We start from the raw sequence: 24,446 nt of genomic DNA, 5'->3' as shown, positions 1-24,446 counted from the left end.
GTCACCCCGCACGGCGCAACGGCGTGACAGGATCGCTGTCATGACTACTTCCGACGCTGCGCAGTCCCCGAACGCCGCGACCCGTGCGAAGGCCGCCCTCCAGCGCGACCCCTGGGACCTCCCGGACGTCTCCGGCCTCGTGGTCGGAGTCCTCGGCGGCACCGGCGACCAGGGCCGCGGCCTGGCCTACCGGCTCGCCGTGGCCGGCCAGAAGGTGATCATCGGCTCCCGGGCCGCCGAGCGCGCCCGGACCGCCGCCGACGAGCTCGGGCTGGGCATCGAGGGCGCCGAGAACGCCGAATGCGCCCGCCGCAGCGACGTGGTGATCGTGGCCGTCCCCTGGGAGGGCCACGCCAAGACGCTCACGGCGCTGCGCGAGCCGCTGGCCGGCAAGCTCGTCGTCGACTGCGTCAATCCGCTGGGCTTCGACAAGAAGGGCGCCTACGCGCTCAAGCCGGAGGAGGGCAGCGCCGCCGAGCAGGCCGCCGCCCTGCTGCCCGAGTCCCGGGTCACCGCGGCCTTCCACCACCTGTCCGCGGTGCTGCTGCAGGACCCCGCGACCGAGCGGATCGACACCGATGTGATGGTGCTCGGCGAGTCCCGCGCCGACACCGACGTGGTGCAGGCGCTGGCCGCCCGGATCCCCGGGATGCGCGGGGTCTTCGCCGGCCGACTGCGAGGCGCCCACCAGGTCGAGTCGCTGGTCGCCAACCTGATCGCGGTCAACCGCCGCTACAAGGCGCACGCGGGGCTGCGGGTCACCGACGTCTGACGCCTTGCCGCGCGGGGGCGGGTGGGGCGGGCTCCGGCGGATCGGGGCATGGGGGACACTGGGAGGGATCGTGTGACCCCTCACCCAGGAGCCGACCCATGGCCCTCTTGCCCCCGCCCAGCCCGGCCCGGCGACTCGCCCTCATGGCCGTCGCCGTGTGCGTCCTCGCCGTCGCCGCGGCCGTCGTCTCCTTCGTGCAGGGCAGCTTCATCGGCATCGTCTGGGTCCTGCTTGCCGGCATCTCCAGCAACATGGCGTGGTTCTACGTGCGCAAGACCAAGCTGGAGCAGGCGCAGCGGACCCAGGCGGCCGGCTGAGACCCGGGTCAGGACCCCGACGGCAGCAGCTGCGGCTCGCCCTGCCAGAAGCGGAAGAACTCCTGGCCCAGGTAGCTGTCGAGCTGCGAGACGCCCAGGCCCCGCAGGATCGTGTCCACGAAGTCGAAGAACACGTGGTTGACCTCCGGGACCCACAGCAGCCCGAAGACCGCCAGCAGCCCGAACGGCGCGAACGGCTCCACCTGCCGCCGCAGCTTCAGCGGCAGCCACGGTTCGAGCACGCCGTAGCCGTCGAGGCCGGGCACCGGCACGAAGTTCAAGATCGCGGCCGTCACCTGGAGCAGCGCGAGGAACGCCAGCGCGAAACGGAAGGTGGCGGGTACGCCCGCCAGCCCGCCGAGCCAGAACGGCGCCGTGCACACCGCCGCGAACACCACGTTCGTCAGCGGTCCGGCCGCCGAGATCAGGCTGTGCCGCCAGCGGCCCCGGATCCGGCCGTGCTCGATGAACACCGCCCCGCCCGGCAGCCCGATCCCACCCATGATCACGAAGACCACCGGCAGCACGATGCTCAGCAGCGCATGGGTGTACTTCAGCGGGTTCAGCGTCAGATAGCCCTTGGCCTCGACCGAGATGTCGCCGCTGTGCAGGGCGGTGCGGGCGTGCGCGTACTCGTGCAGGCACAGCGAGACCACCCAGCCCGACACCACGAACAAGAAGACCGCGAAGCCGGTGTTCGCGGCGAGGGTGCCGCTCCACACGGCCCACCCCGACACCACCAGGACGGCGGCGAGCGCCAGGAAGACCGGGCTGACGCGGCGGTCGGCGCTCCGGATTGCTGTGGTCATGGTGCGGGCTCCCGAGAGTCTGATGAGGGGCGGCCACGACCGTAACCGGACCGGGGCGGCCGGCGCACGGGTCCCCCCGAGCGGCATCGCTTCCCGGCCCCTTCCCCGGGCCGCTGCCGGGGAAAACGAAAACCGGTGGCGAAGGAGTTCCGCCCTTGGACGACAATGGCGTGGTGCGCTACGGAATTCTCGGCACCACCCAGGCCGACCGGGCCGACGGCACCCCCGTCCCCCTCGGCGGCGCACGCCTGCGCGCGCTGCTCGCCGCCCTCGCGCTGCGCCCCGGCCGCGCGCTCTCCCCGGACGTGCTGATCGCCGACGTCTGGGGCGCCGACCCGCCCGCCGACACGGCCGGCGCGCTGCAGGCGCTGATCGGCCGGCTGCGCCGGGCCGTGGGACGCGCAGCCATCGCCTCGGTCGACGGGGGCTACCGGCTCTGCGCCGAGCCCGACGCCGTCGACCTGCACCGCTTCGAGCGGCTCACGGCGGACGGCGGCCGGGCGCTCGCCGACGCGGACCCGGCCCGGGCCGCCGCCCTGCTCGACGAGGCGTTGGCGCTCTGGCGCGGCCCGGCCCTCGCCGACCTTCCGGACGCGCGGGTGGAGGCGGCCCGCGCCGAGAGCCGCCGCCTGGACGCCCAGCGCACCCGCCTCGCCGCGGACCTCGCCCTCGGCCGCGCCGAACGGGCCCTGCCCACCCTCCTCGCGCTGTGCCAGGACCACCCCCTCGACGAGCCCCTCCAGGCCCTGCGGCTGCGTGCGCTGCGCGCCGCCGGCCGCACGGCCCAGGCCCTGGCCGCCTACGAGGAGATACGCACCGGCCTCGCCGACCGCCTCGGCGCCGACCCGGGCCCGGAGCTGCGCGCCCTGCACGCGGAGTTGCTGGCGCCCGGCCCGGAACCGGCCGCGACCCCGTCCGCCGCGCCTGCGGTGCCCGCCACGCCCGCCGCGGTCCGGCTCGACGCCGCCCCCGCCCGCCCCGGCAACCTCCGCGCCCGGCTCACCTCCTTCGTCGGCCGGGACGCCGATCTGGCGGCGATCCGGTCCGATCTGGCCGAGCACCGGCTGGTGACGCTGCTCGGGCCCGGTGGCGCCGGCAAGACCCGGCTGTCGCAGGAGGCCGCCGAGGCCGCCGCGGCGGCGCTGCCGGAGGCCTGGCCGCACGGGGTGTGGCTGGCGGAGCTGGCCCCGGTGGACGATCCGCAGACCGTGCCCGAGGCGGTGCTGACCGCACTCGGCGCCCGCGAGACCGTCGTCCGCGGCACCACCACCGAAGGGCTGCGCGCCGCCACCGACCCCACCGCCCTGGACCCGCTCGCCCGGCTCGCCGAGCACTGCACCGGCCGCCGGATGCTGCTGGTGCTCGACAACTGCGAGCATGTGATCGGCGCCGCCGCCGAACTCGCCGAGCGGCTGCTGGCCCACTGCCCCGGTGTGACGGTGCTGGCCACGAGCCGCGAGCCGCTGGCCGTAGGGGGCGAGGTGCTGCGGCCGGTCGAGCCGCTGCCCGACCCCGTCGCGTTGCGGCTGCTCGCCGACCGCGGGGCCGCCGCCCGCCCCGGTTTCCGGGTCGAGGCCGATGAGGAGACCGCGGCGGCCTGTGTCGAGATCTGCCGCCGGCTCGACGGGCTGCCGCTGGCCATCGAACTGGCCGCCGCCCGGCTGCGGCTGCTCTCCCCGCGGCAGCTGGCCGACCGGCTCGACGACCGCTTCCGCCTGCTGACCAGCGGCAGCCGTACCCTGCTGCCCCGGCAGCAGACGCTGCGCGCGGTGGTGGACTGGTCCTGGGACCTGACCGACGAGCCCGAGCGGGCGGTGCTGCGCCGGCTGTCGGTCTTCGCCGGCGGTTGCGATCTCGCCGCGGCCGAGGTGGTCTGCGCGGGCGACGGCGTGGACGCGTACGAGGTGGCCGGGCTGCTCGGCTCGCTGATCGACAAGTCGCTGGTGGTGGCGGCGCCGGCCGGCCGGGGCGGCGGGGAGCAGATGCGCTACCGGCTGCTGGAGACGGTGGGGGAGTACGCCGGTGAGCGGCTGGACGAGGCGGGGGAGCGAGCCGGGGCCGAGCGCCGGCACCTCGTCGCCTACCGCGAACTGGCCCGTACCAGCGACCCGTTGCTGCGCGGGCCCCGCCAGGGTCCCTGCATGGAGCGGCTGGAGCTGGAGCACGACAACCTGCGCACCGCGCTGCGCCGCGCCATCGCGGCCGGCGACGAGCACGAGGCGCTGTGCCTGGTGCTGTCCCTGTACTGGTTCTGGTCGCTGCGCGACCACCGCAGCGACGCCCGCCACTGGGCCACCGCGACGGCCGCGCTCGGCCCCAACCCATTCCTCCGCCCCGTCGAGCCGGCTCCCGAGCTGCACGAGACCCCCATCGACACACCGCCGCCGATGGCTCCCGAGCAGCTGACGGAGGCCCGCCGCGAGGTCCGCCTGGTCGCGCTCTCCAGCCTGGACAGCGACATCCAGGCCCTGCGCGACCCGTTGATGCAGGAGGAACTGGCCGGCGTCCTCGCCGCGTACCGGCCCGGCATGCCGCAGACCTGCCGGGTGCCCGGTGTGATGTGGCACTACGCGGTGCTGCTGACCGGGCAGATCGAGCAGCTGGCGGAGCTGGTCGACAGGGGGGTGCAGGCCTGCCGCGACCGGGGCTACGTCTGGGAGCTGGCGTACGTCCTGCAGCTGCGCGCCAAGATCTTCAACGACCATGAGGGCGGGCTGCCCCAGGCGTCCCGGGACGCCGACGAGGCGCTGCGGATCTTCCTTCAGGTGGGCGACGCCTGGGGCGCGGCCGAGGCGCTGTCGGGGCGCGCCGAGACCCATGAGAAGCGCGGCGCCTATGAGCTGGCGGCGAACGACTACCGGGCGGCGATGGTGCACGCCGAGGAGCTGGGCGCCCACGGCCAGACCCTGCTGATGCGCGGCCGGCTGGGCGCCGTACTGATCGAGGACGGCCAGGGCGAGGCCGGTGAGCGGATGCTGCGCGAGGTGCTGGCCGAGACCGTCAAGGGCAACAGCGGCCGGGACACCGAGCCGTTCGCGCGGCTGTCGCTGGCCATGCGGCTGTCCATGACGGGCCGGTTCCAGGAGGCGCGCGAGGAACTGCTCACGGTGCAGGAGCTGTTCCTTCCCCGGGCCCCGGACATGTTCGTCGGGGTCCTGGAGGCGTCGCTGATCGCGCTGGATCTGGAGGAGGGGAAGACCGAGGGGCTGCTGCCGAGGTTCCGCAAGGCCTTGGAGATGATGCAGGACCCCCTGACGCGGATGGTCTCCCCGGATCTGCCCGTGCTCCAACTCCTCGGCGGTGCACGGGTGTTGATGGCCGTGCACGGCGAGCGGGCGGGCCGGGACGCGGCGCGCCTGGTGGGGGCGTACGACGCGCTGCGGGCCGTCAGCCATGTCCCGGCGCTGATCATCCGCGACGACCGGGCCCGTACGGAGGCGGCGGCCCGGGCGCTGCTGGGCGATGGCGCCTATGACGCCGCATACACCGAAGGCGGTGGCCTCTCCCTCGAAGAGGCCACCGCCCTCATCTGACGCGAGCCGGGCGAATGGCCGTCCTACGGAGAAGGCCCCCGTAGGACGCGCGTCAGGTCTTCTTGCGGAACTTCGCCACCGCGAGCGGCATCGTGACCGCGGTGATGGCGACCGCCCAGGCGAGGGTGACCATCGTCGGGTGAGCCACCGCGCCCTGGCCGTTGATCAGCGCGCGGGCCGCGTCCGCCAGGTTGGAGAGCGGGCTGACGTCGGTGAACCCCTTCAGCCAGCCGGGCATGTCCTTGGTCGGCGCGAAGATCGACGAGCCGAACTCGAGCGGCATCAGCACCATCATCGCCACGCCCTGCACCGCCTGCGGGGTCTTCATGGCGAGCCCCAGCAGGATGAAGATCCACATCAGGGCGGCGCCGAAGACCGTGGACAGCACGATCGCGCCGACGAACTCCAGCACGCTGCCGCGGACTTCGAGGCCGATCAGGAAGCCCATGCCCAGCAGGATCGCGGTGGCGATCAGCATCCGGCCGATCTCGACCACGATCTTGGCTATCAGGACCGAGGACCGGGCTATCGGCATGGTCCGGAAGCGGTCCATCACGCCCTTGCGGAAGTCCTCGTTGACGCCCGTGCCCACCGCCATGGCGATGTTCAGGCCCATCATCGCCATCATGCCGGGCACCAGATACTGCACGTACTGCTGTTGGTTGCCCTTGCCGAACATCGCGCCGCCGAAGACGTACACGAACAGCAGGATGAAGATGACCGGCATCAGCAGGACGTCGAACATCGACTCGGGATCCTGCTTGATCTGCAGGGCGTTGCGCCGCACCAGCGCGCCGATGTGCCGCAGATTGGCCCGCAGGCCGATCCGGCCCTCGTCGGCGCCGGGCTTGGCGAGCGGCGCCGTGATCGTCGCGGCACTCATGCCGACACCTCCGCGTAACTCCGGTCCATGACGACTTCGGCGGTCTCCGAGGTCTTCTGGCCCGTGATGGCCAGGAACACCTCGTCCAGGCTGGGCAGATGGGTGGAGATCCCGGCGAGCGCGAAGCCCCGCTGGCCGAGCACGCTGACCACCGCGGTCAGCTGTTCGTCGCTGATGATCGGGACGTTGACCACACCCCCGTCGTGGTCGGCGGTCGCGCCCGCGATGCCGTCCAGACCGGCCTGCGCGATGGCGCCGACCATCCGGTCCAGCTCGCCGGGCTCCGACGGCCGGATCTGCAGCGTCCGCCCGCCGACCTTGGCCTTCAGCTCGTCGACCCGGCCCTCGGCGATCACCCGGCCGCGGTCGATGACCGTCAGCTCGTCGGCCAGCTGCTCGGCCTCCTCCATGTACTGGGTCGTCAGCAGCACCGTCGCGCCCTCGCGGACCATCCGCTGGACCTCCTCCCACACCTCGTTGCGGGTGCGGGGGTCCAGGCCGGTGGTCGGCTCGTCCAGATACAGCACGGCCGGACTGCCGATCATCGAGGCGGCGAGGTCCAGCCGGCGGCGCATACCGCCGGAGTACTTGGCCGCGGGCCGCTTGGCGGCCTCGGTCAGCGAGAACCGCTCCAGCATCTCGTCCGCGCGAGCGCGGGCGTCCTTGCGGGACAGATCGAGCAGCCGCCCGATCATGTAGAGGTTCTCCCAGCCGGAGAGCTTCTCGTCGACCGAGGCGTACTGCCCGGTCAGGCCGATCGTGCGGCGCAGCGCGCGGGGCTGGCGCACCACGTCGAAGCCGGCCACGACGGCGCTGCCGGCGTCCGGCACCAGGAGGGTGGACAGGCAGCGCACGAGCGTCGTCTTGCCGGCGCCGTTGGGGCCGAGCACGCCGAGCACGGTGCCTTCCTTCACGTCCAGGTCCACCCCGTCGACGGCCTTGACGTCGCCGAAGTGCTTGACCAGACCGCGCACCTCCACGGCGTTGCCGCCCCTGGTGGTTATCGTCTGTCGCGTCATGCCCTCAAAGATGGCAGCGGCCACTGACAACGCACCGACAGATCGCCGACACCGCGGACGGGCCACCGACAGCCCAACCGGCGGACCCAGCGGGGCACTACGGCGACGGTTGGCCGGAACGCGAGGTTCCGACCGCCGGGCCGATCTGCAGGGGGGAGGCGCCTAGGCCGTCTCTTCCGGATCTTGCCTGACCCGTGGCGTCTGACACGGCACCTCGCCGCGTTGTCGGGTCGCCCGAGTACGTCCAGTACGCGGGCGACCCTCCGCCTTGCGATGCACCGCGCCAGACGCCACGGGCTTAACCGGCAAGATCCGAAAGAGACGGCCTAGTGGAAGGTGTGCTCCTCGGCGGGGAACGTCCCGCCGACGACCTCCTGCGCGAACTCCTTCGCCGCGCCGCCGAGCAGCTCCCGCATGTTCAGGTACTGCTTGACGAACTTCGGCACCCGGCCCGCGGTCATGCCGGCCATGTCGGTCCACACCAGCACCTGCGCGTCGCACTCCAGGCCCGCGCCGATGCCGACGGTCGGGATGTGCAGGGAGCGGGTGACCTCCGCGGCCAGCTCGGCCGGGACGGCTTCCAGGACGACCGCGAACGCCCCCGCGTCCTGCACCGCCTTGGCGTCGCGCAGCAGCTGCTGCGCGGCCTCCTCGCCGCGGCCCTGTACGGGGTAGCCGCCGTAGGCGTTGACCGACTGCGGGGTCAGCCCGACGTGCGCCATCACCGGGATGCCCGACGAGACCAGCAGCTCCACCTGCTCCGCCGAGCGCTCACCGCCCTCCAGCTTGACGGCGCCGACGCCCGCCTCCTTCACCAGCCGGGTGGCGCTGCGCAGCGCCTGGACCGGCCCTTCCTGATACGAGCCGAACGGCAGATCGCCGACGACCAGGCTGCGCTTGGTGCCCCGGACGACCGCGGCGGACAGCAGGGTGATCTCGTCCATGGTGACCGGGACGGTGGACTCGTAGCCGAGGTGGCAGTTGCCCATCGAGTCGCCGACGAGCAGGACCGGGATCCCGGCCTCGTCGAAGACGGAGGCGGTCATCGCGTCGTAGGCGGTGAGCATCGGCCACTTCTCGCCGCGCTCCTTGGCGGCGGCGATGTCGCGGACGGTGATCCGGCGCGAGCCGGTACCTCCGTACAGCGACTTGCTGCGCTCCGAAGCGGGCTTCGCGGTGGACCCCGGGGTGGACCCGGCGGCCGGCTCGGGAGCAGGCGAAAGCTGCGTCATGGTGACGGCTCCTGTTCGTCATCTCGAGGCACCCTGACGGTGTCCCCGGACTCCCCACCATGCTGGCACGGCCCGCACGCAAAGGAAAAGGGAGGGGCGCGACAGGCTCCTGCCACCGGCCGGCCGCGCGCCGCGCCACTCCGGCCGACCCGCGCTTTACGATACGGAACGGCCCCGTATCGAAATGCGTTAGGGTGTCGCCATGGCCACCTCATCCACCCCATCCACCCCGGGGGAACCACCCGCCCGGCAGGTCCCCGAGCACATCCACCGCCGCCGCTGGGCGATCCTGTCCACGCTGATGCTCAGCCTGCTGATCGTGGTGCTGGACAACTCCATCCTCAACGTCGCCATGAAGACGATCGCCACGCCGGCGCCCACCGGCCTCGGCGCCACCCAGAGCGAGCTGGAGTGGGCGATCAACGCCTACACGCTGGTCTTCGCCGGGCTGCTGTTCACCTCCGGCCTGCTCGGCGACCGCCTCGGACGCAAGAAGGTGCTGCTCTTCGGCCTGGTGGTCTTCGGCGCCGGCTCGGTGCTCGCCGCGTTCGCCGGCACCCCCACCCAGCTGATCGTCTTCCGCGCCCTGATGGGCCTGGGCGGCGCGTTCGTGATGCCGGCCACCCTCGCCGTCCTGATGAACGTCTTCGAGCGCGACGAGCAGCCGAGGGCGATCGGCGTGTGGGCCGGCGGCGTGGGCCTGGCCATCGCCATCGGACCGATCGCCGGCGGTCTGCTGCTGGACCACTTCTGGTGGGGCTCGGTCTTCCTCGTCAACGTCCCCATCGTGCTGATCGCGCTGGTCGCGATGCTGATCCTGGTGCCCGACTCCAAGGACCCCAGCCCCGGAAAGCTGGACCCGTTCGGGGTGGTGCTGTCCGTCGTCGGCCTGGTCCTGCTGGTCTACGGGATCATCAAGGGCGGCCAGCTCGCCGACTTCACCGACCCCCAGGTGTTCGGCACGATCGCCGGCGGCCTCGCCGTGCTGGCGGTGTTCGTACTGCACCAGAAGCGCAGCGACCACCCATCCATCGACATCGGCTACTTCCGCAAGCCCGCCTTCTCCGCGGCCATCGCCGCCATCGCCCTGGTCTTCTTCGCGCTGATGGGCGTCACGTTCTTCATCGTCTTCTACGTCCAGAGCGTGCGCGGCTACACCCCCTTCCAGTCCGGCCTGCTGCTCCTCCCGCTGGCCGCGGCCCAGCTGATCTTCGCGCCGCGGGCCCGGCTGGCCGTGGACCGCTTCGGCGCCCGCGCGGTGTGCACCGCCAGCATGCTGACGGTGGCCGCCACCATGGCGGGCCTGCTGCTGATGGACACCGACACCCCGATGTGGGTCATGGAGGTGCTCTTCTTCCTCCAGGGCGCCGGTATGGCGCACATCATGCCGCCGGTCACCGTCGCGATCATGCAGTCGCTGCCGCGTGAGAAGGCCGGCTCCGGCTCGGCGCTCAACAACGTCTTCCGGCAGGTCGGCGGCACCCTCGGCGTCGCGGTCCTCGGCTCGCTGCTGTCCACGACCTACCGCGACGGCATCCAGCACAAGCTCGACGCCCTGCCCGGCGTGCCCGCCGGCGCCCGGCACGCGGCCGGCGAGTCCATCGAGGCCACCCTCGGCCTCGCGGACCGGATGGGCCCCGCGGGCCGGCCGCTGGTCACCGCCGCCCACGACGCCTTCGTCCACGCCATACACGTCACCGCGCTCGGCTCGGCCGCGGTCTCGGTGATCGGCGCCCTGGTCGTCCTGGCCTTCCTGCCGGGCAAAATGGGACCGGCGCCGCAGTCGGCGGAGCCGCAGGACGAGCGGAAGGCGGGCGCAGCGCGATGACCCGGGCGGCGCAGGACCCCGAGGCGACGGCGGCCGAGGCGGAACCGGGTCCGGCGACCGCCGGGCGGCGCGGCCGACCGCGCAGCGCCGAGGCCGACTCCGCCATCATCGAGGCGGTGCTGCGCCTGCTGGAGGACGGCGTCTCCATAGGCGAGTTGTCCATGGAGCGGATCGCCCGCGAGGCCGGCGTCGGCAAGGCCACGGTCTACCGCCGCTGGCCCGGCAAGAGCGCCCTGATGCTGGACGTCATGCGGTCGCTGGACGCCCAGAGCCCGCGGCTGCCGGGCGATTCGGTACGCGACGACCTGGTCTGCCTGCTGGAGTTCCTGCGCCGCCGCGGGCTGGCCAAGCGCAACTCGGCGCTGCTGCGCACCCTCGTCAGCCATGTCCAGGCCCAGCCCGAGCTGTGGGCCGAGTACCACGACACCGTCGTACGGGCCCGCCACGAGGCGCTGCTCGGCGTCCTGCGGCGCGGTGTGGCCAACGGCGAGATCCGCACCGACCGCGACCTGGAGACCATCGCCGACCTCTTCGTCGGCCCGATGCTGGCCCGCGCCATGCTCCATGAGCACAAGGAGCTGCCCGAAGGGCTCGCCGAGGACATCGTCGACATGGTCCTGGAGGGCGTACGGCCCGGTCCCCGGGCGGCGGCGGGCTGAAACCGGCCACCGGCCGCAGCGGTTGGCGCGCGGGGTGTCCGGCGCCGGCCGGGCGGCGCCGCGAACACCCCGTAAACACCCCGCGAACACTGCTCATATGACCGGATCATGCCCGTTGTGTCACAGCATCCGTCACGAACCCGCAGACCGGAACCCCGACCTGCCGCCGCGCCGTCCTCACATCCAAGAAGGCGCACCACGGATCTAAGAAAGTGCATTACGGCGATCGCCTAGGGTCGTGGACCACAGGCGACGTGCGCACCGGAGCAAGGCAGTGAGGACAGCTACATGGCGCAGGCATACATGACGGAGCCGGGACAGGGGCAGGAGCCCGAGCGGGCCGGTTCCCGGGCCGGACGCCTGCGGAACTGGTGGCGCCCCGAGGGGATGTGGCGGCGCGGCATCGTGCTCGCGGTACTCGCCGTACTGCTCGGGCTGCTGATGATTCTGCACGCCCGGATCCCCAACGCCGTGGGAAACCTGGGCAGTCTGCTGGAGACGTTCCTGCCGTGGCTGGGCCTGTGCGTCCCGCTGCTGCTGATCGCCGCGGTCCTGCGCCGCTCCGCGACGGCGCTGGTCGCCCTCGTCCTGCCGGTCTTCGCCTGGGTCAACCTCTTCGGCGGCCAGATCACCGACAAGGCGGGCACCGGCGGCAATCTCACCGTCGTCACCCACAACGTCGACGCCGGCAACCCCGACCCGGCGGCCACCGCCAGGGACATCGTGGCGTCGGGCGCCGACGTGGTGGCCCTGGAGGAGCTGACCGGCGAGGCGCTGCCCACCTACCGCCAGGGGCTGGCGAAGGCGTACCCGTACCACACGGTGCAGGGCACGGTCGGCCTGTGGAGCAAGCGCCCGCTGTCCGACGCCCGGCCGGTGGACATCAAGATGGGCTGGACCCGCGCGCTGCGCGCCACCGTCACCGCCGCCGACGGCCAGCGGTTCGGCGTCTATGTCGCACATCTGCCGTCGGTGCGGGTCAAGGTCGAGGCGGGCTTCACCGCCAACCAGCGCGACGGCAGCGCCGAGGCGCTGGGCGAGGCGATCGCCGCCGACCCGGTGCACAAGGTCATGCTGCTCGGCGACCTCAACGGGACCATGAACGACCGTTCGCTCGCCCCGGTCACCTCCCAGATGCGCTCCGCGCAGGGTGCGGCCGGCGACGGCTTCGGCTTCAGCTGGCCGGCGGGCTTCCCGATGGCCCGGATCGACCAGATCATGATGAAGGGCATGGATCCGGTCAAGGCGTGGGTCATGCCGTCGACCGGCAGCGACCACCTCCCGGTCGCCGCCTCGATCAAGATCTGACCGAGGCCGACGGGCCCGGTCGGCGCCGACCGGGCCCCTCGGCGGGCTCGCCGACGACCTGCCGAAACGTGGTCGTCACGCCCCGTTCCCGCTCCGGAATACTCGGGCTGAGAGACTTTGTTCCGTAAGAGAACTTAAAGCTCCCCTACGGACGTCCCCGGAAAGGTCTGGGTCTTTCATGCCCTTGGCTCTGCTCGCGCTCGCGATCTCGGCCTTCGGTATCGGCACCACGGAATTCGTGATGATGGGCCTGCTGCCCAATGTCGCGGACGATCTGGGCACCTCCGTGCCCACCGCCGGCTACCTCGTCTCCGCCTACGCCCTCGGCGTCGTGATCGGCGCCCCGCTGCTGACCGCCCTCGGCTCCCGCATCCCGCGCAAGCGGATGCTGGTGCTGCTGATGGCGGTCTTCACGGTCGGCAACCTGGCCTCCGCCATGGCCCCCGGCTTCGGCACGCTGATCGCCGGACGGCTGCTGGCCGGCCTCCCGCACGGCGCGTTCTTCGGCGTCGGCGCGGTGGTCGCCGCCCGGCTGGTGCGCGAGGGCCGCCAGGCCCGCGCGGTCGCCACCATGTTCCTCGGCCTGACCATCGCCAACATCGTCGGCGTCCCCGCCGCCACCCTCCTGGGCCAGCAGTTCGGCTGGCGCGCCACCTTCCTGATCGTCGCCGCCATCGGCCTGGTCGCGATGGCCGCCCTGGCCCGGCTGATCCCGCCGCTGCCGGCGCAGGAGCGCACCGGCCTGGGCCGCGAGCTGCGCGCCCTCGGCAGCCGCCAGGTCCTGCTCGGCCTGCTGACCACGGTCTTCGGCTTCGCCGGCATCTTCGCCGTCTACAGCTACCTGGCCTCGATGATGACCGAGGTCACCGGCTTCGCGGAGGGCTCGGTCCCGCTCGTGCTCGCCCTCTTCGGCATCGGCATGACGCTCGGCGCCCTCGCCGCGGGCCCCCTCACCGACCGCGCCCTGCGGCCGACCCTGTACGGCTCGCTGGCGGCGCTGGCCCTCGTCCTCGCCGCGTTCCACTTCACCGCCCAGGTCAAGTGGGCCGCCCTGGTCACCGTCGTCCTCATCGGCGCGGTCGGCTTCCTGACCACCACCCCCCTGCAAATGCTGGTCATGAACAAGGCCCAGCAGGCCCCGACGCTGGCCGCCGCCTCCAACCAGTCGGCCTTCAACCTGGCCAACGCGGGGGGCGCCTGGGTCGGCGGCCTGGCCCTGGCGGCCGACTGGGGCTGGACGTCCCCGACGCTGGTCGGCGCGGTGCTGGCCGCCGCCGGCCTGGCCGTCGCCGTCGTGGCGGGCCTGCTGGACCGGGAGGCCAAGGACGCGTCCCGCATCGTGGCGCGCAGTCAGGAGGCGGCCGCGAAGGCCGGTGCGGCCGCCCGGTAGGGCGGGTCCGCGAAGTCCCGTCGTCGCCCCGCCGGGTGCCGGGTGAGCGCCCGTCAGCTCCCTTCCCGCCAGCGGTTGGTGATCGGCAGACGGCGGTCCTTGCCGAAGCCCTTCGTGGAGATCTTCGGGCCCGGCGGGTACTGGCGGCGCTTGTACTCGGCGTGGTCGACCATCCGCAGGACGCGGGTGACCAGGGCCTCGTCGAAGCCCTGGGCGATGATCTCCTCGCGGCCCCGGTCGCGGTCGACGTAGAGCTCCAGGACGCGGTCGAGGACGTCGTAGTCCGGCAGCGAGTCGGTGTCGACCTGGCCGGGCCGGAGTTCGGCGCTCGGCGGCTTGGTGAGGGTGTTCTCCGGGATCGGCGGGGTCTGGCCGCGGTCGGCGGCGGCCTGGTTGCGCCAGCGGGCGAGCTGGTAGACGACGGACTTGTAGACGTCCTTGATGGGGCCGTAGCCGCCCACCGAGTCGCCGTAGAGCGTCGAATAGCCGCAGGCCAGCTCGGACTTGTTCCCGGGGGCGAGGACCAAGTGGCCCTCCTGGTTGGAGATGGCCATCAGGGTCGTACCGCGCAGCCGGGACTGGAGGTTCTCCTCGGCGAGGCCGGTGAGGGAGAGCGACTCCATGTACGCGTCGAACATCGGGCCGATCGGGACCGTGCGGAAGGACAGGCCCGTACGGCGGGCGAGTTCGGCGGCGTCGGTGCGGGAGTGGTCGGAGGAGTAGCGCGAGGGCATCGCCACGGCGTGGACATGGGCGGCGCCCAGCGCGTCGCAGGCGATCGCGGCGACCAGCGCGGAGTCGATCCCGCCGGAGAGGCCGAGCACGACGCTGTGGAAGCCGTTCTTGGCGACGTACGCGCGCAGGCCGACGACCAGTGCGGTGTAGACCTCTTCGAGGTCGCCGAGGCGCTCGGCCTGCCCGCCGGGGGTCTCGGCGGGGTAGGGCGCCAGCGGTTCGGGGGTCAGGACGAGGTGGTCGACGCGCAGACCGTCGTCCACGACACCGGAGGGGGCCTCGGACGCCGCGGCCGGCAGGTCGAGGTCGACCAGGACGCAGCCCTCCGCGAACTGCGGCGCCCGCGCGATCACCCCGCCGTCCTTGTCCACCACGATCGAGTCGCCGTCGAAGACCAGCTCGTCCTGGCCGCCGATCATCGCCAGATAGGCCGTGGTGCAGCCGGCCTCCTGGGCACGCTTGCGGACCAGCTCCAGGCGGGTGTCGTCCTTGTCCCGCTCGTACGGGGAGGCGTTGATGGACACCAGCAGCCCGGCCCCCGCGCTGCGGGTCGCCGGGACCCGGCCGCCGTCCTGCCACAGGTCCTCGCAGATGGCGAGCGCGACATCGACGCCGTGCACCCGTACGACGGGCAGCGTGTCACCGGGCACGAAGTAGCGGAACTCGTCGAAGACGCCGTAGTTGGGCAGGTGGTGCTTGGCGAAGGTGAGCGCCACCTCGCCGCCGTGCAGCACGGCCGCGGCGTTCTGGGGGGCGCCGGCGGGGCGTCCGTAGCGGGGCCCGTCCTGCTCGCCGCGGTCGAGGTAGCCGACGACGACGGGGAGGCCGCCCAGGCCCTCGTCGGCCAGCCGCCCGGCCAGCGTCCGCAGCGCGACGCGGCTCGCCTCGACGAACGACGGGCGCAGCGCGAGGTCCTCGACGGGGTAGCCGGTCAGCGCCATCTCGGGGAACGCGACGAGGTGCGCGCCCTGGTCGGCGGCGTGCCGGGTCCAGTGCACGATCGTCTCCGCGTTCTGGGCGAGATCGCCGACGCAGGAATCGATCTGATTGAGGGCGAGACGAAGTTGAGGCACCCCGCCAGTGTAATCGTCTTTCTGACGCAATGGGTGGCCCGCGGGGTCCGCGGGCCACCCTCCCGCAAGCTCTCAAGGAGCAGGGGGACCCCATCCGGTGACCGGACCGACGGCCTCGGCCGAGGGGGCGGGGCCGTCCGTCACTTCGGCAGCCGGTAGCCGAGGACCGTCATCATCCCGGACTCCGAGTGGTAGATGTTGTGGCAGTGCAGCATCCACAGGCCGGGGTTGTCGGCGTCGAAGTCGACGGCGAGCTTCTTGCCCGGCAGCATGATCGTGGTGTCTTTTCGGGGGCCGCCGTCGGGCAGCGCGAAGGTGTGCCCGTGCAGATGCATCGGGTGCCACATCTTGGTCTTGTTGCGGAAGACGATCCGCACCCGCTCCCCTTCTCGCACGCCGTACCGCTGCGACGGGGTGTACGGCTTCCCGTTGATCGCCCAGTTCCACTTCTCCATCGTGCCGGTGAGGTTCATCTTGATGGTGCGGTCGGGTTCGCGGTCGTCGAGCAGGCACGATTCGTCGCCCTTGAGGTCGCCCGCGCTGATCCCCCCGCTGCGCAGCTCCTTCGGGCGGATCTTGGGGTCGGGAGCCTCGCCGCTCCCGGTGCGCAGCAGGGCCTGCGCGGTCTGGTTGTTCTTGCCCGCGGAGAGCGCGGTGAGCGGGAAGACCCCGTCCTTGGCCGTGACCAGCACGTCGTAGCGCTCGGCCATGCCGATGAGCAGGCTGTCGGTCTTGTGGTGCGCCACCGGGAAGCCGTCGGTGTGCGTGACGGTCATCTGGTGGTCGCCGAGCGCGACCCGGTAGGCGGTGTCACCGCTGGCGTTGATGATCCGGATCCGGATGCGGTCGCCGGGCTTGGCGCGGAAGGTTTCGCGGTCGTCGCGCGTCTTGCCGTTGATCAGGTGGTACGGATGTTCGACGGTGCCCGAGAAGTCGTCGTCGTCCATCGGGGCCATGCCCTTCAGCATCCGGGACGCGGCGGCGCGGGAGCGTCGGTCGACCCGGTGTGCCATCTGCAGCTCGCCGTGGCCCATGGCGCCGCCGGGCTTGCCCTTGTTCAGCTCGGCCAGGATCGCGTCCGGGGTGACGCCGTCGACCCCGTCGATCCAGTCGTCGATCACGACGATCCACTCATGGTCGTAGGAGAGCGTCTCTTCGGGGTCGTCGACGATCAGCGGTGCGTACAGCCCGCGGTCCACCTGCACGCCGACGTGCGGATGGAGCCAGTGCGTACCGGGTGTGGAGGCCGTGAAGAGGTAGTCGAAGGAGTGGCCGCTCTTGACTTCCCGCTGGGTGATGCCGGGGACGCCGTCCATGTCGTTGCGCAGCTGCAGCCCGTGCCAGTGGATGGTGGTGGCCTGCGGCAGGCGGTTGCGGAGGTGCAGCGCGATCCGCTCACCTGCTTTGACCCGGATCACCCGGCCCGGCAGCCGGTCGCCGTACGCCCAGGTGTCGACGGTCACGCCGCCCAGGTCGAGCCGGGTCTCGGAGGCGGTCAGCGAGAAGGACCGTAGGGGGCCCGCGCCCCGCTCGCCCTCGACCTCGGCGACCTCCGAGCCGGAGGGGGAGACATAGCCGGACGGGGGGCGGTCGTCGCGGGGACCGGGTGCGCCCCCGCCGTGCCTGGTGTCCGGGGCGGTGGATGCGAGGGATCGGGGGGCCAGCAGCCCGCTTCCGGCGGCGGCGAGTCCCGCGCCGAGCACGGCGCGGCGGGAGTGCGTACGCATAGGGAAAGCACCTCGTGGCGATGTCGGGGTGAAGGGTGGTCTGTTCGGGGGCGCTGCCGCGGACTCCGGAGTGTCGGCGGCGGGCGCTCCTACACGCGCGGCACCGACAGTGGAGCGAGGAGTTTGGGACGCGGCGGCGCGGATATTGGCCACTGGCCGCGCGGCAGCCGGGTGAGCAGGGCCGTGCGGGTCGGGGAGGCTAGGGGGTCGGCGACCTGGGGGGTGAACCGCGGCAGGCAGCCGCAGCACGCGGCGGCCTCGCCCTGTTCCCGCATCGCGGACCTCCCGACGGAATGACCCATGGGCGGCCGCCCCGCGGACCGCCGCCACTGGAATCTACCCCCGAGGGGTATCGCTCTCCCAGCGCTGTCCGCCGAACGGAGTGCCGCCCGTGCCGCCCGCATATCCTTGGTCTTCCCGCGCACGGCGTGCCCGGGGGCACCCCCGGCGGTGGCCGGGGGAGTCGCGCCCGGCCCGTTCACCCGAACACCTGGATGTCCGTGACCCGCACCCGCCGCTCCGCCGCCCGCCGCAGGGTGGCCGCCACCCTGCTGCTGCTCGGCGCCGCCGCGTACACCGCGTGGGTGCTGGAGGTGGTGCTCGCCACCGGCCTCGACCCCGTGCAGGCGTACGTCAGCGAGCTGGCCGCGGCCGATCAGCCGCTCGGCGGGCTCTTCCGCGCCACCGACCTGGTCGCCGGTCTGCTGGTGCTGGCCGGTGCGGTGACCGCCCTGCCGGCGACCGAACGCAGACCCTGGGCGACGGCCGGCTGGGCCGCGCTGGCGCTCTTCGGCGCCGCCACCGCCGTCGACTCCCGGCTGCCGCTGAGCTGCGCGCCGACCAGCGACCCGGCGTGCGCGGCCCGGGAGACCGCCGGGCTGGTGCCGGCCACCCACACCGCGCACGCCCTCAGCAGCTCCTGCGCGATGCTCGGCGCGCTCGCCGCGCTGGTCCTGCTGACCTTCGCCGCCCGGCGCTACGACCGCTGGCCGCCGCTGGCCCGCTTCGGTCCCGCCCTGGTGCTCGCCGAACTGGCCGCCACCCTCTGGACGCTGGCCTCCGTCGCGGCGTTCAGCGCCGGCCGGGGCACCTGGGCCCTCGGCGCCGGCCAGCGGCTGCAGGTCCTGCTGGTCGCCCTGTACATCGCGCTGCTCGCGGTCTGCGTGGCCCGGTCCGGCCCCGCACGAGCGACGGAAGAACGGGCACCGGCACCACAGGCACCCGGAGAACCCGCGGCAGGACGAGGAGACCGATGAACCGACACCCGCGCCCGCTGCCCGCCCCCGGCCGCTTCCTGCGCGTCGACGGCGTCGCGCTGCACGTCCTGACCGAGGGGAGCGGCCCGGTCTGCGTGCTGAGCGGCGGACTGGGGATGGCCTGGTTCGACTGGGACGCGGTCGCCGCGCTGCTCGCCCCGTACCGCACCGTCGTCCGCTTCGACCGCCCCGGACTCGGCCTGAGCGCCCCGGCGCCCGCGGCGCCCACCGTCGCCGCGGAGGCGGACCGGGTCGCCCACCTCCTCGACGCGCTCGGCCACTTCGGCCCGGCCACCGTCGTCGGCCACTCGCTCGCCGGGTTCCACGCCGAGGCGTTCGCCCGGCTGCACCCGGACCGCTGCGCCGGGCTCGTCCTCGTCGACGGCAGCATCGAGGACGACCCTCGGCCCCGGCTGCCGCGCGCGGTGCGGACCGCCTGGGCGGGCGGCCTGGCCGGCGCGCTGTCCGCCGCCGGGCTGGCGCGCGCCCTGGGCCCCGCGACCCGCCGCCTCATAGGGCGCGCCGCGACCGTCGGCAGCCACCCGCCGCACCCGTGGGAGCGCGCCGGCTACCGCACCAGCCGGGTCGTGCGGGCCTGCGCCCTGGAGAACGCGACCTACCCCTACCAGGCCGCCGAGCTCGCGGCGCTGCGCACGGACCGTGTGCTGCCCGACCTGCCGGTGACCGTCCTGGCGGCGTACGACGGCAGCGAGACGGCCGGGCAGCTGCGCTGGCTGGAGCGGCAGCGGGCGCTCGCCGCGGAGCTGGGCGGCCGGTTCGCGGTCGCCGCGCCCGCCGGGCATCTGGTGATGGCCGACGTACCGGAGTCGGTGGCGCAGGCGGTGCTGGACCTGTCGGGGACGGGGCGCGACGCGACGGCGCCGTTCGCCTGAGCCCCGGCCGGGCGCAGGGCCCGAAAACGCAAGACATGGGGCCCTCAACAGCCGGTCAACGACATCTCCGGCCCGCTTCAAGATCGGGCCAAGCCCCCCGATTGCCCCAGCCGGCCGCGCTGAGCTGGCTCACCGTGGGAAGGATCGGGGCGAGGGTTACGGGACGGCGGTTCTGATTCAGGCCAAGGGTGCGTAATGTGACGGTAACCCCCTCACGTGATACTGGTGTGCCACGCACGATCTTCCCCGTGTGTGGACAGGCCGATTGACCTGCAAGGATTGGTGACCCATGGACAAGCAGCAGGAGTTTGTGCTCCGTACGCTCGAGGAGCGCGACATCCGCTTCGTACGGCTGTGGTTCACCGATGTCCTCGGGTTCCTCAAGTCCGTGGCGGTCGCGCCGGCCGAGCTGGAGCAGGCTTTCGACGAGGGCATCGGCTTCGACGGCTCGGCCATCGAGGGCTTCGCCCGCGTGTACGAGTCCGACATGATCGCCAAGCCGGACCCGGGCACCTTCCAGATCCTGCCCTGGCGCGCCGAGGCCCCCGGCACCGCCAGGATGTTCTGCGACATCCTGATGCCGGACGGGTCGCCGTCGTACGCCGACCCCCGTTACGTCCTCAAGCGCATCCTGGCCAAGACCTCCGACCTCGGGTTCACCTTCTACACCCACCCGGAGATCGAGTTCTTCCTGCTGAAGGACAAGCCCGTCGACGGCTCGCGGCCGATCCCCGGCGACTCCTCCGGCTACTTCGACCACACCCCGCAGAACGTCGGCATGGACTTCCGACGGCAGGCCATCACGATGCTGGAGTCGATGGGCATCTCGGTGGAGTTCAGCCACCACGAGGGCGCCCCCGGCCAGCAGGAGATCGATCTGCGCTACGCCGACGCGCTCTCGACCGCCGACAACATCATGACGTTCCGGCTGGTCATGAAGCAGGTGGCGCTGGAGCAGGGCGTCCAGGCGACGTTCATGCCCAAGCCGTTCTCGGAGTACCCGGGCTCCGGCATGCACACCCACCTCTCGCTCTTCGAGGGCGACCGCAACGCCTTCCACGAGTCCGGCTCGGAGTACCAGCTCTCCAAGGTGGGGCGCTCGTTCATCGCCGGACTGTTGCGGCACGCCGGGGAGATCTCCGCCGTCACCAACCAGTGGGTCAACTCCTACAAGCGCATCTGGGGCGGCACCAACCGCACCGCGGGCGCCGGCGGCGAGGCCCCCTCGTACATCTGCTGGGGCCACAACAACCGCTCCGCGCTGATCCGCGTGCCCATGTACAAGCCCGGCAAGATGGGCTCGACCCGGGTCGAGGTCCGCTCGATCGACTCCGGCGCCAACCCGTACCTGACCTACGCGGTGCTGCTCGCCGCCGGTCTCAAGGGCATCGAGGACGGCTACGAGCTGCCGGCCGGCGCCGACGACGACGTGTGGGCGCTGTCGGACTCGGAGCGCCGGGCGATGGGCATCGAGCCGCTGCCGCAGAACCTCGGCGAGGCCATCGAGCTGATGGAGCGCAGCGAACTGGTCGCCGAGACCCTCGGCGAGCACGTCTTCGACTTCTTCCTGCGCAACAAGAAGCAGGAGTGGGAGGAGTACAGGTCGGAGGTCACCGCCTTCGAGCTGCGCAAGATGCTGCCCGTGCTCTGAGCCACCGCGCCACCGAGAGGCCGCATCATGGCACTTCCCGCTCCTCAGGGACGGCGGAGCAGCACCTTCACCCGGCTGCTGAGGCACGGTTTCACCGACCCCTCGGCGGCCGGAGTGCTGCTCGACGTCCCCGAACTCGCCCCCGTACGCGACGACTCGGTCCTGCTCGAAGCGCTCGGGGCCACCGCGGACCCGGACCTCGCGCTGCGGGGCCTGGCCCGGCTGGCCGAGGCGCTTGCGCCGGACGAGCAGCAGACGCTGCTGAGCACCGTCGTCGCGGCCAAGCCGCTGCGCGACCGGCTGCTGGGGGTGATGGGCGCCTCCGAGGCGCTCGTCGACCACCTCGCCCGGCACCCGGAGGACTGGCAGTCGCTGGTCACCTACGAGTCGGTCGATCTGCACCCCACCACCCCCGAGTTCGAGCAGTCGCTCGCCGAGGGCATCTGGGGCGACCGGGGAGTCGGCCGCTCACGCGCGGACGCGCTGCGCGCCGCCTACCGCCGGGCCCTGCTGGGCATCGCCGCCCGCGACGTGTGCGGGACGACCGATGTCGCCGAGGCCGCGGCGGAGCTCGCGGACCTGGCCACCGCCACGGTCCGGGCCGCCCTGGAGATCAGTTACGAGGAGGCGCCCGGCGACGCCGCGGTCTGCCGGCTCGCGGTCATCGGCATGGGCAAATGCGGCGGCCGGGAGCTGAACTACGTCTCCGACGTCGATGTCATCTTCGTCGCCGAGGCCAAGGAGGGCGTCGACGAGGCCAAGGCGCTCCAGGCCGCGACCCGGCTCGCCGCCCGGATGATGCGGCTGTGCTCGGACAACACGATCGAGGGCACGATCTGGCCGGTGGACGCCAATCTGCGGCCCGAGGGCCGCAACGGCCCGCTGGTGCGCACGCTCAGCAGCCACCTCGCCTACTACCAGCGCTGGGCCAAGACCTGGGAGTTCCAGGCGCTGCTCAAGGCCCGCCCGATGGCCGGTGACCTGGGGCTCGGGCAGGAGTACGTCGACGCCCTGGCACCGATGGTGTGGGAGGTCGCCGAGCGGGAGAACTTCGTCTCCGACGTGCGCCAGATGCGCCGCCGGGTGGTCGAGAACATCCCCGCGGCGCAGGTCGAACGGGAGCTCAAGCTCGGCCCCGGCGGGTTGCGCGACGTGGAGTTCGCCGTCCAGCTGCTGCAGTTGGTGCACGGCCGCAGCGACGCCACGCTGCGCAGCGCCACCACCCTGGACGCCCTGGCGGCGCTGGCCGCCGGCGGCTATGTCGGACGCCAGGACGCCGCGGCCCTGGACGCCGCCTACCGTTTCTTGCGTACGTTGGAGCACCGCATCCAGCTCTTCCGGATGCGCCGTACCCATCTGATGCCCGAGGACGAGGCCGAACTCCGACGCCTGGCACGGTCGTTGGGGGTGCGGACCGAACCGGTCGACACCCTCCGCAAGGAGTGGAAGTGGCACGCCAGGGAGGTGCGCCGCCTGCATGAGAAGCTCTTCTACCGCCCTCTGCTCGACGCCGTCGCCCATCTGGAGCCCGGCGAGGCCCGGCTGTCCGCCAGGGCCGCCCGCCACCGCCTCGAAGCGCTCGGCTACGCCGACCCGGTGGGCGCGCTGCGGCATCTGGAGGCGCTGGCCTCCGGCGTGACCCGCAAGGCCGCCATCCAGCGGACGCTGCTGCCGGTGCTACTGGCCTGGTTCGCGGACTCCGCCGACCCGGACGCCGGACTGCTCAACTTCCGCAAGGTCTCCGACGCGCTCGGCAAGACGCCCTGGTACCTGCGGCTGCTGCGCGACGAGGGCGCCGCCGCCGAGAACCTCGCCCGGGTGCTCTCGGCCGGCCGGCTCGCCCCCGACCTGCTGCTGCGCGCCCCCGAGGCGGTCGCCCTGCTCGGCGCCCCCGACGGGCTCCAGGCCCGCACCCGGGCCGCGCTGGAGCAGGAGGTGCTGGCCGCGGTCGGCCGCGCGGACGGTGCGGAGGCGGCGGTCACGGCGGCCCGCGGGGTGCGCCGCCGGGAGCTGTTCCGCACGGCCGCGGCGGATGTGATCGGCGCCTACGGCACGGAGTTCAGCCCGGCCGACAAGGACCACGGCCACTCGGTCGACGCGGTCGGCTCCGCGCTCTTCGACCTCAACGCCGCCACCCTCGCCGGCGCGCTGCGCGCCGCGGTCCGCGAGCAGTGGGGCGACACCCTGCCCACCCGCTTCGCGGTGATCGGCATGGGCCGCTTCGGCGGCCACGAGCTGGGCTACGGCTCGGACGCCGATGTGCTGTTCGTCCACGAACCGCGCGAGGGCGCCGACGAGCAGGAGGCCGCCAAGGCCGCCCACGCCGTCGCCAACGAGATGCGCCGGCTGCTGGAACTCCCCTCGTCCGACCCGCCGTTGCCGATCGACGCCGACCTGCGCCCGGAGGGCAGGTCGGGTCCGCTGGTGCGCACCCTCGCCTCGTACGCGGCCTACTACCGGCGCTGGTCGTTGGTGTGGGAGGCACAGGCACTGCTGCGCGCCGAACCGGTCGCGGGCAACGCCGAGCTGGGGCAGCGGTTCGTCGAGCTGATCGATCCGCTGCGCTATCCGGCCGAGGGCCTGGGAGAGGACGCGGTCCGCGAGATCCGCAAGCTCAAGGCCCGGATGGAGGCCGAGCGGCTGCCCCGCGGCGCCGACCCGACCACCCACGCCAAGCTGGGGCGCGGCGGGCTCAGCGACGTCGAGTGGACCGTGCAGCTGCTGCAGATGCAGCACGGCTGGGAGATCCCCGGGCTGCGCACGACCCGTACCCGCGAGGCGCTGGCCGCCGCCCACGCCGCCGGGCTGATCGACACCGAGGACGCCCAGACCCTGGACGAGGCCTGGGTGCTGGCGGCGCGGGTGCGCAACGCGGTGATGCTGGTGCGGGCCCGCCCGGGGGACACCTTCCCCACCGACGGCCGGGAGTTGGCCGCCGTGGGCCGCTACCTCGGCTACGAGGAGGGACACGTCGGCGAGATGATCGACGACTACCGGCGGATCACCCGGCGGGCGCGCGGCGTGGTGGAGGAGATCTTCTACGGGGCCTGACGCTCCAGCAGCTCCCGGCAGTGCGCCAGGAATCCGGCCAGGGTCAGCTCGAAGGCCTGGTCGGCGCGGTCCGGGCCGGTGGCGTCCAGCGCCGCGGACAGCCGGGGTGCGCGGACGCCGTCGGCGACCTCCCACATGACCTTCGGCGCCGACATGTCGAGCGCCGAGCCGAGCACGATGTTGTCCAGTCCGCTGATCACCGGCATGACGGCGGACGGGGCGAAGCCGGCGTCCAGCAGCAGCTCGGCCACCCGTTCGTACTGGGCCAGCACCTTGGGCGCGCGGACCGGTGAGGTCATCAGCATCGTGA

Annotated in this window: 19 protein-coding genes; 11 read left to right on the top strand and 8 right to left on the bottom strand. The window is 72.8% G+C overall.

Features of this window, described 5'->3' with window-relative positions; all coding sequences use genetic code 11:
* Positions 1-40: 40 nt before the first annotated feature.
* On the top strand, positions 41-772 hold the full coding sequence (gene npdG / locus WAB15_RS12705; RefSeq protein WP_407286275.1) for an NADPH-dependent F420 reductase: 732 nt from the start codon (positions 41-43) through the stop codon (positions 770-772).
* A 98-nt stretch (positions 773-870) separates the two neighbouring features.
* Positions 871-1,089: a hypothetical protein gene (locus tag WAB15_RS12700; protein ID WP_399149909.1), complete on the top strand. Its 219-nt coding sequence runs from the start codon at positions 871-873 to the stop codon at positions 1,087-1,089.
* An 8-nt stretch (positions 1,090-1,097) separates the two neighbouring features.
* On the opposite strand, the gene WAB15_RS12695 is transcribed toward WAB15_RS12700, so the two are convergent.
* Complete coding sequence (locus WAB15_RS12695) at positions 1,098-1,898, bottom strand: site-2 protease family protein (protein WP_407286274.1); 801 nt, start codon at positions 1,896-1,898, stop codon at positions 1,098-1,100.
* A 173-nt stretch (positions 1,899-2,071) separates the two neighbouring features.
* Here WAB15_RS12695 and WAB15_RS12690 point away from each other — a divergent pair, with 173 nt between their 5' ends.
* Positions 2,072-5,431: an AfsR/SARP family transcriptional regulator gene (locus tag WAB15_RS12690; protein ID WP_407289211.1), complete on the top strand. Its 3,360-nt coding sequence runs from the start codon at positions 2,072-2,074 to the stop codon at positions 5,429-5,431.
* Positions 5,432-5,483: 52 nt separating this feature from the next.
* Here the strand turns inward: WAB15_RS12690 and WAB15_RS12685 are convergent, their stop codons facing one another.
* The 3 genes from WAB15_RS12685 to panB form a co-directional block, all read right to left on the bottom strand.
* The gene (locus WAB15_RS12685; RefSeq protein WP_399149911.1) at positions 5,484-6,314 is read right to left on the bottom strand and encodes an ABC transporter permease; all 831 of its coding nucleotides are present in this window, start codon (positions 6,312-6,314) and stop codon (positions 5,484-5,486) included.
* Complete coding sequence (locus WAB15_RS12680) at positions 6,311-7,333, bottom strand: ATP-binding cassette domain-containing protein (RefSeq protein WP_407286273.1); 1,023 nt, start codon at positions 7,331-7,333, stop codon at positions 6,311-6,313. The genes WAB15_RS12685 and WAB15_RS12680 overlap by 4 nt, the downstream gene beginning before the upstream one ends.
* A 326-nt stretch (positions 7,334-7,659) precedes the next feature.
* Complete coding sequence (gene panB, locus WAB15_RS12675) at positions 7,660-8,565, bottom strand: 3-methyl-2-oxobutanoate hydroxymethyltransferase (RefSeq protein WP_407286272.1); 906 nt, start codon at positions 8,563-8,565, stop codon at positions 7,660-7,662.
* 202 nt (positions 8,566-8,767) lie between these two features.
* On the opposite strand from panB, the gene WAB15_RS12670 reads away from it, so the two are divergent.
* The 4 genes from WAB15_RS12670 (at position 8,768) to WAB15_RS12655 (ending at position 13,750) form a co-directional block, all read left to right on the top strand.
* Positions 8,768-10,393, top strand: coding sequence for an MFS transporter (locus tag WAB15_RS12670; RefSeq protein WP_399149914.1), 1,626 nt, complete (start codon positions 8,768-8,770; stop codon positions 10,391-10,393).
* Positions 10,390-11,052, top strand: coding sequence for a TetR/AcrR family transcriptional regulator (locus tag WAB15_RS12665; RefSeq protein ID WP_399149915.1), 663 nt, complete (start codon positions 10,390-10,392; stop codon positions 11,050-11,052). Before WAB15_RS12670 ends, WAB15_RS12665 begins: the two co-directional genes overlap by 4 nt.
* A gap of 303 nt (positions 11,053-11,355) precedes the next feature.
* On the top strand, positions 11,356-12,360 hold the full coding sequence (locus WAB15_RS12660) for an endonuclease/exonuclease/phosphatase family protein (RefSeq protein WP_399149945.1): 1,005 nt from the start codon (positions 11,356-11,358) through the stop codon (positions 12,358-12,360).
* Positions 12,361-12,538: 178 nt separating this feature from the next.
* Positions 12,539-13,750, top strand: coding sequence for an MFS transporter (locus tag WAB15_RS12655; protein WP_399149916.1), 1,212 nt, complete (start codon positions 12,539-12,541; stop codon positions 13,748-13,750).
* A gap of 53 nt (positions 13,751-13,803) precedes the next feature.
* Here WAB15_RS12655 and WAB15_RS12650 read toward each other — a convergent pair whose 3' ends face one another.
* The 3 genes from WAB15_RS12650 to WAB15_RS12640 all read right to left on the bottom strand — a co-directional run bounded on the left by WAB15_RS12650 (position 13,804) and on the right by WAB15_RS12640 (position 17,560).
* A complete protein-coding gene (locus WAB15_RS12650; RefSeq protein ID WP_407286271.1) occupies positions 13,804-15,558 on the bottom strand; it encodes an NAD+ synthase in 1,755 nt (584 codons plus the stop codon).
* Between the two features lie 140 nt (positions 15,559-15,698).
* Entirely contained in the window at positions 15,699-17,285 is a 1,587-nt protein-coding gene (locus WAB15_RS12645) for a multicopper oxidase family protein (RefSeq protein ID WP_407286270.1), read from the bottom strand.
* A gap of 89 nt (positions 17,286-17,374) precedes the next feature.
* Entirely contained in the window at positions 17,375-17,560 is a 186-nt protein-coding gene (locus WAB15_RS12640) for a hypothetical protein (protein ID WP_407286269.1), read from the bottom strand.
* Positions 17,561-17,785: 225 nt separating this feature from the next.
* Here WAB15_RS12640 and WAB15_RS12635 point away from each other — a divergent pair, with 225 nt between their 5' ends.
* The 4 genes from WAB15_RS12635 to WAB15_RS12620 all read left to right on the top strand — a co-directional run bounded on the left by WAB15_RS12635 (position 17,786) and on the right by WAB15_RS12620 (position 24,136).
* Positions 17,786-18,541 (top strand): DUF998 domain-containing protein, encoded by a 756-nt coding sequence (locus WAB15_RS12635; protein ID WP_407286268.1) that lies wholly within the window; start codon positions 17,786-17,788, stop codon positions 18,539-18,541.
* Positions 18,538-19,434, top strand: coding sequence for an alpha/beta fold hydrolase (locus WAB15_RS12630; protein WP_407286267.1), 897 nt, complete (start codon positions 18,538-18,540; stop codon positions 19,432-19,434). The genes WAB15_RS12635 and WAB15_RS12630 overlap by 4 nt, the downstream gene beginning before the upstream one ends.
* 289 nt (positions 19,435-19,723) lie before the next feature.
* Positions 19,724-21,085, top strand: a complete 1,362-nt coding sequence (gene glnA / locus WAB15_RS12625) for a type I glutamate--ammonia ligase (RefSeq protein WP_384437549.1) — start codon at positions 19,724-19,726, stop codon at positions 21,083-21,085.
* A gap of 27 nt (positions 21,086-21,112) precedes the next feature.
* Entirely contained in the window at positions 21,113-24,136 is a 3,024-nt protein-coding gene (locus WAB15_RS12620) for a bifunctional [glutamine synthetase] adenylyltransferase/[glutamine synthetase]-adenylyl-L-tyrosine phosphorylase (protein WP_407286266.1), read from the top strand.
* On the opposite strand, the gene WAB15_RS12615 is transcribed toward WAB15_RS12620, so the two are convergent.
* Positions 24,124-24,435 carry a hypothetical protein gene (locus WAB15_RS12615; RefSeq protein ID WP_407286265.1) on the bottom strand — a complete coding sequence of 104 codons (312 nt, stop codon included), beginning with the start codon at positions 24,433-24,435 and terminating at the stop codon, positions 24,124-24,126. The genes WAB15_RS12620 and WAB15_RS12615 overlap by 13 nt on opposite strands.
* Between the last annotated feature and the right edge of the window lie 11 nt (positions 24,436-24,446).

Source organism: Streptomyces sirii, assembly GCF_045690365.1.
Taxonomy (GTDB): domain Bacteria; phylum Actinomycetota; class Actinomycetes; order Streptomycetales; family Streptomycetaceae; genus Streptomyces; species Streptomyces sirii.
Note: the sequence above shows the minus strand (reverse complement) of the source record. Positions and strands in the feature narration are given on the sequence as shown.

Excerpts from the sequence above, each read along its gene's own strand:
- WAB15_RS12640 (WP_407286269.1), bottom strand. The coding sequence starts at position 17,560 with ATGCGGGAACAGGGCGAGGCCGCCGCGTGCTGCGGCTGCCTGCCGCGG.
- panB (WP_407286272.1), bottom strand. The coding sequence starts at position 8,565 with ATGACGCAGCTTTCGCCTGCTCCCGAGCCGGCCGCCGGGTCCACCCCG.
- glnA (WP_384437549.1), top strand. The coding sequence starts at position 19,724 with ATGGACAAGCAGCAGGAGTTTGTGCTCCGTACGCTCGAGGAGCGCGAC.
- WAB15_RS12700 (WP_399149909.1), top strand. The coding sequence starts at position 871 with ATGGCCCTCTTGCCCCCGCCCAGCCCGGCCCGGCGACTCGCCCTCATG.
- WAB15_RS12670 (WP_399149914.1), top strand. The coding sequence starts at position 8,768 with ATGGCCACCTCATCCACCCCATCCACCCCGGGGGAACCACCCGCCCGG.
- WAB15_RS12695 (WP_407286274.1), bottom strand. The coding sequence starts at position 1,898 with ATGACCACAGCAATCCGGAGCGCCGACCGCCGCGTCAGCCCGGTCTTC.
- WAB15_RS12620 (WP_407286266.1), top strand. The coding sequence starts at position 21,113 with ATGGCACTTCCCGCTCCTCAGGGACGGCGGAGCAGCACCTTCACCCGG.
- WAB15_RS12655 (WP_399149916.1), top strand. The coding sequence starts at position 12,539 with ATGCCCTTGGCTCTGCTCGCGCTCGCGATCTCGGCCTTCGGTATCGGC.
- WAB15_RS12680 (WP_407286273.1), bottom strand. The coding sequence starts at position 7,333 with ATGACGCGACAGACGATAACCACCAGGGGCGGCAACGCCGTGGAGGTG.
- WAB15_RS12660 (WP_399149945.1), top strand. The coding sequence starts at position 11,356 with ATGACGGAGCCGGGACAGGGGCAGGAGCCCGAGCGGGCCGGTTCCCGG.
- WAB15_RS12665 (WP_399149915.1), top strand. The coding sequence starts at position 10,390 with ATGACCCGGGCGGCGCAGGACCCCGAGGCGACGGCGGCCGAGGCGGAA.
- npdG (WP_407286275.1), top strand. The coding sequence starts at position 41 with ATGACTACTTCCGACGCTGCGCAGTCCCCGAACGCCGCGACCCGTGCG.
- WAB15_RS12615 (WP_407286265.1), bottom strand. The coding sequence starts at position 24,435 with ATGACCTCACCGGTCCGCGCGCCCAAGGTGCTGGCCCAGTACGAACGG.
- WAB15_RS12645 (WP_407286270.1), bottom strand. The coding sequence starts at position 17,285 with ATGCGTACGCACTCCCGCCGCGCCGTGCTCGGCGCGGGACTCGCCGCC.
- WAB15_RS12630 (WP_407286267.1), top strand. The coding sequence starts at position 18,538 with ATGAACCGACACCCGCGCCCGCTGCCCGCCCCCGGCCGCTTCCTGCGC.
- WAB15_RS12685 (WP_399149911.1), bottom strand. The coding sequence starts at position 6,314 with ATGAGTGCCGCGACGATCACGGCGCCGCTCGCCAAGCCCGGCGCCGAC.